We start from the raw sequence: 13521 nt of genomic DNA, 5'->3' as shown, positions 1-13521 counted from the left end.
CTACTGCGGATTATGTGGACCGAAACCGGCCCTACAACCAGTCTTGGCCCGGCCGCAGTAGGCGGCTGAAGTAGCGGCCTACCCCAATCGCGTCGGAGATCGCATCGCGAGATGACCGACCGCGAGCACGGTCAAGCCCGGTCGTCCGCTTCTCGGACACTGCGGCATGCCGTGGCCCGCTCGTGCACCGGACACGGCCCGGGCAGTCACGCACATCAACAGCCGTCGGCGAACTCGGCTTGCCGATCACCGTGCGCTCCTCGACCCGGGCACCGTCGGCGAGCCTCACGCCGCCGTGCAGGACCGCGAACGCGGAGATCACCGCGCCCCGGCCCACCGCTATCGGGCGAAGCGTACCGAGGTGGTCGGCGGGCACGAACACCGCGAACCTGCTGAACCGCGTATCGGGTTCGGCGTGCAGCAGACCGGCACGGTCGAGTTCGGTCACGGTCATCTCCGAGCCAGCCATCAGGGTGTGTGGCGTCGGTGATCCCATAGTGGTGTGGATGGTCATGGCGTCGCTCCTGCGCCGCAGTGGGGTGGGATAGGCCGCCTCGGCATCTACCAGGAGACGAAGAACCGGTTCTCATCGACCACGGGCTCTGCGGCACAGGAGAATCTGTTGCAGGATCGGCAAATCTGCTGGCGCAGTGCGGGGTCGCCGCAGCATCGGCCGAATTTCGGGCGGATATGGCGTAACTCGCTGGTAGAGGGCGGGTTCTGCTGGGTGCTGGTCAGGCCGGGGTTGTCGGTTGAGGTGGTCGCGGTAGATCCGGTATGCCTTGCGGCATGTGAGGCATGTACCTGTACCCGACGTCCGCGTGTCCCCCCGCGACGCCGATCCGCACGGGCCGCGCGCCCCCTCCGAGACCCGAACGGTCTGACCGCTACCCTTCGTCCTCTTCTTCCAGGCGCTCGTACTCCGCCGCTGCGTCATTGAAAGCCTGGTATACGGGATTGATCAGCTTCAGCCTGATCGCACCGGTGGGCTTGGGCGGGGATTGCACCGGATAACTAGCCGACAACACGATGACCGATTTCGGCAGCTCCCAACCGACTTCCTGGTCGAGGTCATCGTCTCCGGTAGCCCACCGTGTAGGTTCGGCGAGTTCGGAGGTCAGGCGCGCGGTCAGACCGGCGAACGCGTCGGTCAGGTCGGCGTCTACATCACCGACGGTGGTGACGTCGGTGATGTAGACGCTGAAGTCATTCAGCATTGTTCGCGACGGTCGCCATCGCTTGACCTCGAGGACACTGGCCCGGGCGAGGCCGTCCTGGCGGTTGATAGCAAGGTCGGTCGTCACCTGGAGGCTCAGCGTCTTGCTTGTTTTGGGGAACGGCTCGAAGCGCCAGCCCGCCGCGGCACAGAAGGGCTCTACATCGGCAACGGTCCAACTCCAGTCGAATGCCGCTGCCAGCCGCGCGATCCGGACCGCGCCGTCGTAGTCGACCTGCATGTTGTGTACTACTTCCTGTTGAGATGTGACGGCGATCGCCGTTGTTACGGCCGGTTCTCGAAGCGTGTGGCGAGCGTATGTGGGCGACCACGACGCCAGCCAGCAAAGCACCAACAACCCGACCCGCAGCGCGACAACCTCAAACCCCACCACTGCCAGCGGGTTACGCCCTATCCGCCCGAAATTCGGCCGATACTACGGCTCCCCCAGTGCGGGTTCTGCTCGATATCTTCGAAGTCCGGTCCGAGCAAGGATGCGCGACGATGGACGACCGCGCGATCTGGGACACCCTCACGGTGCGTGATGCCCTGGACCGCGGGACCACGGCGCAGTCGTGCGCGCGCAGCGCCCACAACCTCACCCCCGCCGAACTGGCCGCCCGCAGCAACTACCTCGCGTTCACGGTCTCGTAGGGCATATCGGTGCGGGCGGTGACCATGTTGCGGGTGCTGAAGACGCTGGGTGATCTGGCACGCCTGCATCTGGGAGCCTGACCGCAGTGGACCGTGTCCTGTCCCTCAGTGGGCAGGAAAGGTCCGGCGGTGTGCTGGTCAGACTTGCGCCCGGTTCAGGGTGCGGTCATCCGTTGCAGGTGACGCCGGGTTTCCTGGGCGTCGCCGAGCGAGCGATGTCCCCCGCCGTTGGGTAGCCACCGCGGTGAGCGGGCGTGGTTGGCTCTGAGGATCATGACGTCGGCCCAGTGGTTGGCGTCGGCGAGGCGGGTGCGGCGGATCCCGGCGCGGGCGCAGTCGCCGACAATGACCGTCTGGTCGTAGTCGGCCTTGTAAGCCAATACGATTCGATCTTTGGTCGCCCGCAACACTTTCGGATAAACGGTCTTCCAGTCCGGCACGCCCTCGGCGGTGACATCGTCGTCGCTGATGCCGTGTACCGCCTGCGCGTCGGGGGTGATCGGGGTGCCGGGGTTGATCAGGGTGTCGAGCAAGGTTTTCCCGGTGCAGGCGTCGATGACCGCGATCTCGCAGACCGCGCCGTAACGGTCGGTGGTCTCGGTGTCGAGGATGACCGCGACGTTCGGTTCGAGCATGGCGCGGGCGAAGCGGATCGCGGCGCCGGCGTCGGAGTGCAGTTGGATGTCGCGGCGGTAGGCGCGCAGCCCGGGGTGGGCGTCGATCGCGGCCGCGACATCGGCTTTGGTGGGGCCGTTGTCGAGGCGTTCCCAGTCGATCTCCCAGCGGTCCGGGCCCGGAACCCACCATCCCCACATCTCGATGCCGTGTTCGGCGCCGAACCGGTCGAGGAAGGCGCGGATCACCCTCGCGCGGCTGGCTTTCCGCCCGCCGACCAGGTCCAGCAGGGGTGATTTGGTGCCCTTCGGTGTGGCTCGCAGCGCCTCGAAGTCGACATCGGGGGTGTCGAGCAGAGCCTCCACGTCCCGCGTGCGGTACAGCGGCACCTGCACCGTCCGGTACCGGCCGACCTCCTTGGTGTGGTGGCGGATCGGTTTCACCCAGCCGTGTTCGACCATGATGTCGAAGTGTCGACGCTCGACGTCGAGGATCTCGCGCGCCGCGTGATCGGCGGTGACGACACGGTCGGCACGCACCTGCTCGACGAGGTCGGTATCGGCGGCCAGGGCGTCGATGTCGGTGCGCTGGTAGCGCCCGTATCGGCCGGTCATGAGCCCGCGTTCGGTGGCCACCCGTTCCAACTCGTCCCATTTCCAGTCCAACCGGGCACAGGCTTCGTCCGCGGTGACCGAGGCCGCGGTCCATTCGGTGCGGGCGGTGATCACCGCCTGGACCACATCGACCGCGAGGGCGTCGACGGCGGCGGGCGCGTAGAGGTCGTAGGTGGTGCCGCGATTGGTGAAGGTGTCGACGACCTCGAGGTGTCCGGCCTCGGCGAGTGCGGCGATATCGCCCGGCTGCACCGGCAGACTCAGCCGGTGCGCGAGCCGATCCGCACACCGGGTCATCCCGATCGGATGCTCGGCGCCGAACCGCGCCACGATCGCGGGCACCAGGGCACGGATCTGCTCGACCTGGGCGGGTGTCCACCCCTGAGCGTGCTCGCGGGCGGGCAGCATCTCGGCCGCGTCGGCGCGCTCGAACTGCCACCGCGGCATGTCGAGCGCCGAGGCAAGGAGTTGGGGACCGAGGTACATGCGGTCGCTGGCGGTCATCGCGGATCCCTTCCGATCACGGGTGTGAGCGTGGCTCACCAGCATCATTTCAGGACCATACGACAAGTCACCGACACGCGAACACCCTGTGCCCGAACATGTTTCCGCTGATCAGATGCTCGGCCCATTCAAGTATCCATATGGATACCAACCCTGAACCAGTGAGCGCGGCCGGAGAACCACGCCGTGCGCGAAAACCGACACCACCCGAATTCGATTGCCAACGCCAACTGTCGGGTATGGGGTGGAACTCATGACTGGGTTGGTGGTGCCGGTACTCGACGCGGACATGGTCCGGTTGCGACCGTTCGCGGCCTCCGATGTGGACTTGATCATCGCCGCGGGCAAGGATCCTCTGATTCCCTCGATCACCTCGGTCTGCGCCAACGGGGACGAAGCCGACGCCCGAGAGTTCATTCGACGGCAGCACCACCGTGCCTGCACCGGGCAGGGGTGGTCGTTCGCGATCGCAGATCCTGGCACGGACACGGCCGTGGGACAGATCGGACTGTGGCGGAAAGAGATCGGCCACGGCCGGGTATCGATCGGATATTGGATCGAGCGCAGCCATCGCCGTCACGGCTACGCGGGCCGGGCATTGCGCCTGCTCAGTTCCTGGGGCTCGACCCTCGATGAGGTGACGCGGCTGGAGCTCTACGTCGAGCCGTGGAACGAGGGATCATGGCGCGCTGCGGAATCGGCCGGATATCGACGTGAGGGCTTGCTACGCCGGTGGCAGAAGATCGACGGCCTGGCCGCGCGACATGTACATGTATGCGCGCTTTCCGGATGCCGACTGAACCGGCCGACCACGCTCAGCGCTGGGGGACAACAGCATTCACCGGCGTCGTCGATTCTGGACAGACCAACTCCCGACAGTAGAACCCGAGCGTGTCTACCCCTGCCGCAGTCCTCATCCCGGCGCCGAACGCGGGGTCCGGCCCTCCGGTGGTGTCCAGGGAGTTGCGTCACCGATGTGTCATCGGGCCTGGATCGCGGATCTAGAGTCTGAGCCGTGGGAAGTATCGTTTCGTGGGTCGCGGTGCGTGGACGGTCGAGGGCAACGGTTCTGAATGCGCTGGATCTGGCCGAGATCGAGAGCGCGGAGTCTGGCGCGGAGTCGGTGTCGTTCGCCGATTGGCATATCGTGTTCAAACCCGATGTGAATCCGCCGGGGTTTCTGCGCTATCCCGAGGTGTTGCGACCACTGTCACGGGGGGCCGAGGTAGTGGCGTATTACGAGTCCTCTTTCGGGCCGAGTAGTTCGGCGGTGGGCTATGGGGACGGGCAGCAGATTTGGGGTGTACGTCATGATCGGGATGTTTCGGTCGATCATCTCGAACTCGAAGGTGATCCGCCGGGCGGGTTCGCCGATGTCTTGGCTCGCGCGCGTGTGAATCAGGAGTCCGGTAGCGCGGAAGTGGACTACTTCTGCGAAGTACCTACCGAAGTGGCGCGGTTAGCGACGGGTTTCCGGTCGGGCAGTGTGCTGCGTGGGACGCGGCCTGCGGAATACTTCTCCTCGGTGTGGGCCTGCACTGCTACGAGAGTGCACTACGGGTATCGGGTGAGTGGGTTGAGAGACTGGGGGCACGCGCGTGAGGTGCTCGGTGCGCTCGGCGATGTCCATGATCGTGAATATCTGGGTGAGGACGTGCTCAACAGTTGGCGTGAGGAGCCTGACGGTCGGTGGACCAGTTTCGGCTACACCGAAGACACGCCGGTCCTGATCGCAGGTTTCGATCGGTGGCGTCCCGACTTCGAGGAAGCTGTTACCCGCGCCGCCCTACAGGTTGCACCGCAGGCACAGGTCGGGATCGATTGGACCTTCCTGGACGATCCCACACGGAAGGTCGAGTAGTCGGCTCGGCTCACGACGTTCAACGCAGATAGCCCGTCCAGGTTCTTCCCCTGTTCCTCGTCCTGACCGGGAAAGCGGCTTCATGCGGGGCTGCTCGGGCGGGCTCCGTTGGCGGACCTTCGAAAGAACAGCGAATCCGGATGCTCCCGACAGGCGCTCAGGTAGTGAGCAGGTCCGGGGCGCAGCGAGCGACCTTGGTCAGGGCCTTGGTGACACGGTCGGAATCGACTCCGGACAGCACCGTCGCGGCGTTGCGCCACAGGCTTGCGGCGTCCTCGTGGCGGCCGAGTTGCCAGCGCAGCAGCCCGGTTTCGATCTGGCTCAACGCGTGGATGCGAGTGTGGGTTTTCGGGTTCCACGCCATCGCACTCATATGCAGGAACCGTTCGGCCTCTACCACGTCGCCGAGCGCGACGAACGCTTTGGATGTCTGTCGACCCAGGGAGGCCTTGTTGGGACAGAACAGCTGGATCCAGCGCGGCAACTCGGTCGTCGCCGTCGGGGTGAGCCACGGTTCGGCGCGGTGCAGGATCGCGCGGGCGGTGCGCTGATCACCGGTCTCGGCATGGCAGCGCGCCAACCCGATGTCGAACAGCACCATCGCGTCGTCGTCGACGTGCCCGCGCGCCTGTGACACGGCACGTTCGGCGAGTTCGACGCTGTGCTGTGGATGTCCGATATCGCCCGCGTGCAGGGCGAGGATGCGGAACACGAACCCGTCCTGGCCTGGCACGCCGGATTCCTGTGCCAGGCGCAGCGCGGACAGGAAGTAGCGCAGGGCCGCGCCGTCGGTGCCGATGTCGTGGGAGGCGAATCCGATCGCGTACGCGAGGATAGCTGCCTACTCACGAGCCCACCCACCACCGCGCGGGCGGCGACCGCGCGTCTCGGTGTCAAATATCGTGCCGAAGTGACGTTGGAGTTCGCTCCCGGCGAAGCAGGCTATGTCACTTGGTTGCAGGATCGTTGTCACCATTGCCCGGTGGCGCTCAGTGCTGGAGCAGGCCTCCGACTGGAACAGCAACGACGTGGCCAGTCGCCGGAACGGTCCGAGCCAAGGCGAGACCGATATCGACCAGCGACGAACGGCGCAGGTGAGCGACGTCGGCAAACGGCGTCCAGACCGACTCGGCGGTCTCGCCGTTCGGCTCGGGCCGCAAGCTGCCGCCGATGATACGAACTCGGTAGAAGATTCCGACATTCTGGTGCGGCAGCGGGCCGGGCACACGGCGTTCTGCCGCTGGGATAACCCTGGAGTCCACACCCAACAGGCGCTCGACCACCGCGACACAGCCGGTCTCCTCGCCGACCTCACGGGTCACCGCGTCGAACGGATCCTCCCCGTGCTCGACTCCACCGCCGGGCAGAGTCCAGTTCGACTCGCCCTCCGGCGGCATGTGATGCGCGAGCAGCACCCGGCCGTCCTCGATGCACACGGCATACGCCGCCAGCCGGAAACTCATACCCGCACCGTATTCCAACACGCAGGATTCGTGCATCGCTGCAAGGATGACGCGTCGGCAGCAGACCCCCTCTATTCCATGCAGGCCAGATTGTTTGAGTTGGTACCACCCGGGTCGACTCGATCTATCTGGTCCATCGCAGGTCCGGACATCACCCATAGTCCAGAAATTTCGAGCCAGAACAGGAAAGGCTCGGTGAGGAGGTCGTGGACTGTGATCTCAGGGCCGTTGAACAGCGTGGCGGACGGGTTCAGGCGCGCACGGCCGGGTGTGCCCGCCGGGGGCGCGAAGTGCAGCGTTCCGCAGCCTCGGCTCCGCGCCCGCCATGCGCGTCCCGCTTGCCGTCGCCCGAGAACCGGCTCAGCTCGTCCCAGCCGGGGTGGTGGCGCAACGGCGCAACCGAGTCCGAGACGAGTGCTGTCCGCCGCCCGAAAAAGGAGTGGAGCGGGGCCACGACAGTGCGGTTGGATGACGACCTGCGCGGCCGCCGCGCGGCCCGCGAACATAGATGACTAGGGAGCCGACGATGCCGATCGCCACATTGCGAGGCGTGACTCTGGACTGCGCCGATCCCCGGGCTCTGGCCCGGTTCTATCAAGAGCTGACAGGCATGCAGCTCGGCTATACCGCTGACGAGTTCGTCTCCCTGACCGATGGTTCGGGTTTCGACCTTGGCTTTCAACAGGTCGACCGATACCGGGAGCCGCAGTGGCCTGGTCAGGACGTGCCGCAGCAGTTGCACTTGGACTTCAGGGTCGAGGATCTCGACGCGGCGGAGAAGTTGGCGTTGGGGTTCGGCGCGGTCAGACCGGATCACCAGCCGGGCGGCGACCGGTGGCGAGTGCTGCTGGATCCGGCTGGTCACCCGTTCTGCCTGGCCACCGGCTGACAACAGGAGGATCTCGCCATCGCCACCGGTCCGGTGGCGTCGAAACCAGCGGATACCAACACCTTCCGCGCCGAGACTGAGCCAAGCGATAGCCGCCTGGGTGAGATTGGTCGGCACGATCGAAGTCGATATCGATGCCGAGCTAGCGCAGTTCGGACCCACCGGCCGCCGGCCGCGGCGGGTGGGCGACACCTTCTTCTGATGCGCTACCCGCTGCCCCGTCTGGGATCAGAGCGTCGACCACCGGTTAATTATCTGTGCGAAGACATCCGGTTGGTCGATCCATGGATAGTGGCCACAGTCGGGGATCATCTCCACAGAGCCATTGATCAGCATTGCGGCCAACGCTTCCACGGGAGCACGCCCGGACAACAGATCCACGGCGCCCCCGATAACGAGCACCGGCATTGCCAAACGTCGAATACGCTCCACCAGATCGTCCGGCGGCGGCGCTGAGAAGAACGCCCGCAGGCCCTCGAAGCATGTCGATCCGGTGATCGCGTGCCTCTTCGCTTGCTCGTCCCATCGGGCGTACCCCAGAGGCGCGGTCAATCGCTGCTGTTCACGAAACGCCGCTTCACTGCCGAAGCCCAGCGGCGGGGCCGTCAACGCCTCCGCGATGTAGGGCTCATCAGCGCGCGTCGCCGCCAACTCCGCAACATCGCTGTCCGTACCGGTCAGCCACGCCGCTGGTGGTGTCACGAGGGCCAGCCGACGCACAGGTGCGTCCGAGGCCGCGTAGGCAAGCGCGACCCGCGAACCGGCCGAATGCGCGATCACATCGACAGATTCCACACCCAGTGCCACCCGCACCGACTCGATGTCCTCGTACTGATTCCACCACGGCTCCGGCAGACCGCCCGACTTCGGTGTGCCGCGGAAATGGACCACCGCCAGAGGCCGACTCGCGCCCCAACGCCGAAGATCACCCAGATACTCGGGGTCACGAACGCCGCCCCCGGGCAACACCAGAACAGGCTCTCCCGCCCCGTCACCGACCACTTCGAAATGGACGGTACCCGACACTTTGCGCCCAGCAGTGACGCCAGTCATCTTCGGCTCACCCCCTGATCCCCCGGAACCACCCACATCAAAACACGCTACCGCCAGCATCCCGGACCCCGATCGACGCGCTCACCGCCGGGTGCGAAAAGATCTGGGTCGACAAGTGTGACGAAGCACCGTAGTTGTCACCGGCTGCCGACGTGACGTTGGAGTTCGGCTTCGGCGAGGCAGGCTATCTGTCACTGAGTTTGCAAGATTGTTGTCACCATTGCCGGGTTTCGGTGGGTTTGCTGGCGGTTCTCGGTCGTTTCGTGGGGTTTCAGGTGCGGGTCGATGGTTTGCTGGTTTGGATGTTGCGGTGGACTCGCTTGAGGTGTGGTCGCATAGCTGCCGGTGGACCGAGATGGCTACGGCAGCAGCGCTTGCCGAGGATGCGCGGAATCGGTTGACACTCGGTGATGGCTGGTCGGCGCGGTGGTCGGTGTCGTGCCGGGTCCACGAGCGGGAGGTGTCGGTGCCGGTGCGGGACCTGCCGGAGTTGCCGTTGGCGGGGCGTGGCCCGACGCGGGAGTTTTCCTGGCGGCGGGGGCAGAGACACCGGTCGGGGCTGGAGTACCTGGTGAGTACCGAGCGTCAGCACGGGCATGAGTCGCTGGCGGAGGCTCGTCTGCTGCTGATGCTCGATTTCGCTGGTGGGGCGAGGGAAGTGTTGTCGCAGCCCCTGCGGCTGCGGTTCTGGACCGGCGACGGCCCAGTGGAGCACTTCCCGGATTTCCTGGCGGTGACCGATTCGGGGATCTGGTTGATCGACGTCCGGCCGATGAACCGGATCGGGGAGCGCGACGAGGTGAAGTTCGCCGCGACCGCGGAAGTCGCCGCCCTGCACGGATGGGGATACGTGGTGGTGGGTGGATGGCGTCCGCAGATGGTCGCGACCGTCGACTGGTTTTCCTCGCAGCGGCGTCCCTTGATCGATCGCCTCGGCATGGTCGAGACCTTGTTGGGCCTGTTGAGCACGGGTCCGGCGACGTTTGCCGCGTTGGCCGATGCGACGGCGTGTGCTCCGATCGCCCGGGCGTTCTTGTTGCACCTGCTCTGGCGCCGACGCGTGGGGATGAATCTGGGTCGGCCGTTGACGGACGCGACGCTGATCCGCGCGGCTGATTTCGAGGCGCGGAGGGTCGGGTAGTGGGTCTGGAGTTGTCGCCGGGCGCGCTGTTGGTGCTCGATGGTGTCGAGTGGCTGGTCGAGCAGTTGGTCCCGCAGTTCGGTCGGGTGATGCTGGTCGGCCGTAGCGGCGGGCGTCGGATGTCGGCGAGTTTCGGTTCTCTGATGCGGCACCGAGATTGCCGCAACTCAAGCCGGACGACTGCGCTGGTGGCCTCAGCGCGAGGACGGCAGGAGCCGTCGCTGGCAGATCTGACCGATCATCAACGGGACTTGGTGATGCTGCGGATGGCGCATCTGCTCGAGGTCGAGACTGGTTACCGCAGTGGGGATCCGCTGCGGACGCGGGCTGATGAGCCGCGGCCGGGTTATGACCCGGTGTCGACGACGATCACGCAGCGGCGTGAGGCGAAAGTGGCTGAACTCGCTGCGCTCGATCGCGAGCAAGCCCGGCTGGTCGGGTTGGACAGGGTCGGAATTCGCACTCTGATCCGCTGGGAGACCCGTCGCCGCGCAGTCGGACTGATCGGTTGCGCCGATGATCGGTGGCTTCGCCCGCTCCTCGGGCGCCGGGTCGGTGACCAGGTCCGGGAAGCGGTTCACGCGGTTCATGCCGAGTGCCTGCACCGGTCACGGGTGAGCATGCGCACCAAAGAGCGCATGATCCATCAATACATTCGTGAGCAGTTCGGACCCGAAGCTACGCAGCAGATCCCGAGTTATGACACGCTGCGCCGGATTTGGCGTGAGTGGTTCGGATCCGGTGGTGGTCGCCAACGTTACGTCCGTTCGGCGGCGAAACCGACTTCCGGAGAGCATGTGGTGATCCACCGGCCCGGGCAAGTGGTGGTGCTGGACTCCACGATCTTGCCGGTCAAGGTCCGCGAGACGGTGTTCGGCGACCCGGTCTCGGTTCACTTGACTTTGGCGATGGACGTATTCACCCGCTCGCTGGTGGGTTTCCGGTTGACGCTGGTCTCGGACTCTTCGATCGACGTCGCAATGTTGTTGCGCGACATCACGATGCCATTGCCGATGCGCCCGGACTGGGGTGGGGACATGGCATGGCCCTACCCGGGTATTCCCGCGAACCTGGTAGCCGAGTTCGCCGGGCATCCGGTTGCCGGGCTGCCGTTCTTCGCTCCGGAGACGGTGACCACCGACCATGGGTCGGTTTATCGCAACCATCATCTGGTCGAAGTTCAGCGGGTGCTGGGCTGCAACATTTTGCCGGCACGAGTGCTGCGCCCGACCGACAAGCAGACTGTCGAAAGGGCATTCGGCTCGGTTCGTTCGCTGCTGTTCGAGCAGTTGCCTGGCTACACCGGCGTCGACGTCGCTGACCGCGGTGAAGACCCCGAGACCGACGCCGCTCTCACCGTCAGCGAGATGGAACACCTGATCGCGACCTGGATCGTGAAGGTCTGGCAGAACCGGCGGCTCGGCGAACACGCTCCGTCCTGGGATCCAACCGGCGATCACAGTCCGAATACCTTGTTCGCCGCGTCGATGGTTCAAGGCGGATTCGCCATGCAGATCCCGTCCCCGGAGCTCTATTACCAACTGCTCCCGCCGCATCACGTCTCCGTCGACCCCGAACGCGGTGTCAAGGTCTGCGGCCTGCACTATAAGGGCGAAGCCCTGCGCCCCTATCTGAACGAGGACTCGACCAGGGGCGGCAAACACAAGCGGAAGTATGTGGTCCGCCGCGATCCCCGAGACGCGCGCACAGTGTTCTTTCAGGATCCGAGGACCCATGTCTGGGAGCCGTTGCGCTGGACGGGGCTGCCCGACCACGACGAGGTTCCCTGTTTCGGTGACGCGCGAGTCCGGGAAACGCTTACCGCAGCAAGGAATTCAGGTCTACGCCCACGCAGCGATAGAGAGCTGCTGCCGGTGCTGCTGGAGCTACTGGGCGCGCACGTCCCGGTCCGAGACTGGCCGTCGATGCCCAAGGCCAGACGCATCGATCTGGCCCGTGAGGATACCCAACGCGCTGCGGCGGCCGCCGACCGGCCGAAGCGGCTGGCCGAAGCGGCCACCGCACGATCGACGCCCGCCCCCGCGACACCGGTGGTCATCGAACCTCGTTGGCCCGGCCACGCTGCACAGGTCGAAACCACCGTCGACGCCGACCGTCGGCAACGGCGCGAACAGCTCACCACACAGGCAGCGATCACTCGCCCGGCCCGGCTTGGCGAGAGCTTCCGCCGCGGGAATCTCTTCCTGCTCACAGGCGATTCCGACGAACCGGACACCGCTGATGGAGAGAGGCATTCGTGACAGCGGAATCGGATTCCGCAGTGGCACAGTTCATCCTGCCAGGTCAGGTTCCCGACCGGGAGACCGTCGAGGGCTGGCGGCGATGGCGACTGAGCCGCCACGCTTTCGTTCCCGCCCCGCGGATCGGCCTCGGTGAATACCGGCTCATGAGTCCCCGCCAGCGGGGCCTGCACGATTTGCATCGGCATGCCACCCACTCGAATCTGCCGCTACAGGAAACTCCCATGAGCGCCGAACTGACGCGGATCATGCGAACACGCATGCAGGCCAACGCCCTCAAACACCGGCCCACCACCCGGGCCGGGCTGATGATCACCGGCGGCGGCTATCAAGGCAAAACCGAAACCGCCTGCGAAATCGCGGCCGCGTTCGAGGACGCCTGGCTGGAGTTGCACAACCAACTCAACCCCGAGGCTCTGCCCGGCACCCGCGACCTGCACGTCCCGGTCGCCTACGTTCAGACCCCGGTCACCGCCACACCGAAATCGACCTGTCGGGCGATTCTCGATTTCTACGGCGACGATCACAGGAAAATGACCCTGCCCGAGCTGACACGGCAGGTCCGGGTCGTGATGCATCAACTCGGCACCCGAGTGCTAATCCTCGATGACATCACCCGGCTTAGAATGCACCGCGCCGACGACCAGAACACCCTCGACCTGCTACGCGCGTTGATGAGCATGAAAGTGACCCTGGTGCTCATCGGCGTCGGCATCCCCCGCTCCGGGCTCCTGCGAGGCGGCCGGCGCGATCCCCGCACCGACGACTGGATCTTCGGGTCGCAGGGCAACGAGTTCGGTGACGAGGCGGCCACCCAGACCCAACGGCGTTTCACCCTGATCCATCTCAAGCCGTTTCACTACTCCACCGCCGAGGCCATCGCTGCCTGGACAGCGCATCTGGCGGGACTGGAAGAGAACTTGCGCCTGTTGCGCGCCGAGCCCGGCATGCTCACCTGCGGCACCATGCCCGAATACCTGTTCCGGCGGACCAACGGCGTCGTCGGCCTGCTGGAACGCCTCATCGAAGGCGCCTGCTCCGAAGCCATAACCGACGGCACCGAAAAACTCACCCCCGCCCTGCTCGACACGGTCGTGCTCGACATCGAGAACGACTCCGGCCGCAGCGCCGAAGACGGCGAAATCCCACTCGTCCCCGCACCCGAAACACGAACGCGGCGAAAGGCCACCAAGAACCGAAACACCGTCTTCGACGACTCCGGCGTTCCCGAGACCAAGACGGGGGCATAG

14 protein-coding genes are annotated in these 13521 nt (G+C 65.6%); 7 read left to right on the top strand and 7 right to left on the bottom strand.

The genetic code is table 11. The annotated features are described in order from the left end of the window. Positions 1-31: 31 nt before the first annotated feature. Together OG225_RS42030 and OG225_RS42025 are read right to left on the bottom strand one after the other, a co-directional pair. Positions 32-514 (bottom strand): hypothetical protein, encoded by a 483-nt coding sequence (locus OG225_RS42030; RefSeq protein WP_331757942.1) that lies wholly within the window; start codon positions 512-514, stop codon positions 32-34. Between the two features lie 373 nt (positions 515-887). Then, a complete protein-coding gene (locus OG225_RS42025) occupies positions 888-1457 on the bottom strand; it encodes a DUF6301 family protein (protein WP_331757940.1) in 570 nt (189 codons plus the stop codon). A 263-nt stretch (positions 1458-1720) separates the two neighbouring features. Between OG225_RS42025 and OG225_RS42020 the strand changes: the two genes are divergently transcribed. After that, positions 1721-1870, top strand: coding sequence for a hypothetical protein (locus OG225_RS42020; RefSeq protein WP_331757938.1), 150 nt, complete (start codon positions 1721-1723; stop codon positions 1868-1870). Positions 1871-2025: 155 nt separating this feature from the next. Here the strand turns inward: OG225_RS42020 and OG225_RS42015 are convergent, their stop codons facing one another. After that, entirely contained in the window at positions 2026-3603 is a 1578-nt protein-coding gene (locus OG225_RS42015; protein WP_331757935.1) for a 3'-5' exonuclease, read from the bottom strand. Positions 3604-3856: 253 nt separating this feature from the next. Here OG225_RS42015 and OG225_RS42010 point away from each other — a divergent pair, with 253 nt between their 5' ends. Both OG225_RS42010 and OG225_RS42005 read left to right on the top strand, forming a co-directional pair. After that, positions 3857-4615, top strand: a complete 759-nt coding sequence (locus tag OG225_RS42010; protein WP_331757933.1) for a GNAT family protein — start codon at positions 3857-3859, stop codon at positions 4613-4615. A gap of 3 nt (positions 4616-4618) precedes the next feature. Continuing rightward, positions 4619-5464, top strand: a complete 846-nt coding sequence (locus OG225_RS42005; RefSeq protein ID WP_331757931.1) for a hypothetical protein — start codon at positions 4619-4621, stop codon at positions 5462-5464. A gap of 157 nt (positions 5465-5621) precedes the next feature. On the opposite strand, the gene OG225_RS42000 is transcribed toward OG225_RS42005, so the two are convergent. After that, positions 5622-6197: a hypothetical protein gene (locus tag OG225_RS42000; protein ID WP_331757929.1), complete on the bottom strand. Its 576-nt coding sequence runs from the start codon at positions 6195-6197 to the stop codon at positions 5622-5624. A 256-nt stretch (positions 6198-6453) separates the two neighbouring features. After that, positions 6454-6927: an NUDIX hydrolase gene (locus OG225_RS41995; protein WP_331758838.1), complete on the bottom strand. Its 474-nt coding sequence runs from the start codon at positions 6925-6927 to the stop codon at positions 6454-6456. A gap of 526 nt (positions 6928-7453) precedes the next feature. Between OG225_RS41995 and OG225_RS41990 the strand changes: the two genes are divergently transcribed. Next, a complete protein-coding gene (locus tag OG225_RS41990; RefSeq protein WP_331758835.1) occupies positions 7454-7816 on the top strand; it encodes a VOC family protein in 363 nt (120 codons plus the stop codon). A gap of 228 nt (positions 7817-8044) precedes the next feature. Here OG225_RS41990 and OG225_RS41985 read toward each other — a convergent pair whose 3' ends face one another. Continuing rightward, the gene (locus OG225_RS41985; RefSeq protein WP_405183570.1) at positions 8045-8929 is read right to left on the bottom strand and encodes an alpha/beta fold hydrolase; all 885 of its coding nucleotides are present in this window, start codon (positions 8927-8929) and stop codon (positions 8045-8047) included. A 400-nt stretch (positions 8930-9329) separates the two neighbouring features. On the opposite strand from OG225_RS41985, the gene OG225_RS41980 reads away from it, so the two are divergent. After that, positions 9330-10010 (top strand): TnsA-like heteromeric transposase endonuclease subunit, encoded by a 681-nt coding sequence (locus OG225_RS41980; RefSeq protein ID WP_331757925.1) that lies wholly within the window; start codon positions 9330-9332, stop codon positions 10008-10010. Positions 10011-10204: 194 nt separating this feature from the next. Here the strand turns inward: OG225_RS41980 and OG225_RS41975 are convergent, their stop codons facing one another. Next, positions 10205-10615, bottom strand: a complete 411-nt coding sequence (locus tag OG225_RS41975; protein ID WP_405183569.1) for a hypothetical protein — start codon at positions 10613-10615, stop codon at positions 10205-10207. A 33-nt stretch (positions 10616-10648) separates the two neighbouring features. On the opposite strand from OG225_RS41975, the gene OG225_RS41970 reads away from it, so the two are divergent. Continuing rightward, positions 10649-12271, top strand: a complete 1623-nt coding sequence (locus tag OG225_RS41970) for a hypothetical protein (RefSeq protein ID WP_405183568.1) — start codon at positions 10649-10651, stop codon at positions 12269-12271. Then, entirely contained in the window at positions 12268-13521 is a 1254-nt protein-coding gene (locus tag OG225_RS41965; RefSeq protein WP_331761107.1) for a TniB family NTP-binding protein, read from the top strand. Before OG225_RS41970 ends, OG225_RS41965 begins: the two co-directional genes overlap by 4 nt.

Source organism: Nocardia sp. NBC_01377 (assembly GCF_045040005.1).
Taxonomy (GTDB): Bacteria; Actinomycetota; Actinomycetes; order Mycobacteriales; family Mycobacteriaceae; genus Nocardia; species Nocardia noduli.
Note: the sequence above shows the minus strand (reverse complement) of the source record. Positions and strands in the feature narration are given on the sequence as shown.

Bases quoted from the DNA above. Each gene is read 5' to 3' on its own strand.
- OG225_RS42025 (WP_331757940.1), bottom strand. From the start codon at position 1,457: ATGCAGGTCGACTACGACGGCGCGGTCCGGATCGCGCGGCTGGCAGCG.
- OG225_RS41995 (WP_331758838.1), bottom strand. From the start codon at position 6,927: ATGAGTTTCCGGCTGGCGGCGTATGCCGTGTGCATCGAGGACGGCCGG.
- OG225_RS41970 (WP_405183568.1), top strand. From the start codon at position 10,649: ATGATCCATCAATACATTCGTGAGCAGTTCGGACCCGAAGCTACGCAG.
- OG225_RS41985 (WP_405183570.1), bottom strand. From the start codon at position 8,929: ATGCTGGCGGTAGCGTGTTTTGATGTGGGTGGTTCCGGGGGATCAGGG.
- OG225_RS41990 (WP_331758835.1), top strand. From the start codon at position 7,454: ATGCCGATCGCCACATTGCGAGGCGTGACTCTGGACTGCGCCGATCCC.
- OG225_RS42015 (WP_331757935.1), bottom strand. From the start codon at position 3,603: ATGACCGCCAGCGACCGCATGTACCTCGGTCCCCAACTCCTTGCCTCG.
- OG225_RS42020 (WP_331757938.1), top strand. From the start codon at position 1,721: ATGGACGACCGCGCGATCTGGGACACCCTCACGGTGCGTGATGCCCTG.
- OG225_RS42010 (WP_331757933.1), top strand. From the start codon at position 3,857: ATGACTGGGTTGGTGGTGCCGGTACTCGACGCGGACATGGTCCGGTTG.
- OG225_RS42030 (WP_331757942.1), bottom strand. From the start codon at position 514: ATGACCATCCACACCACTATGGGATCACCGACGCCACACACCCTGATG.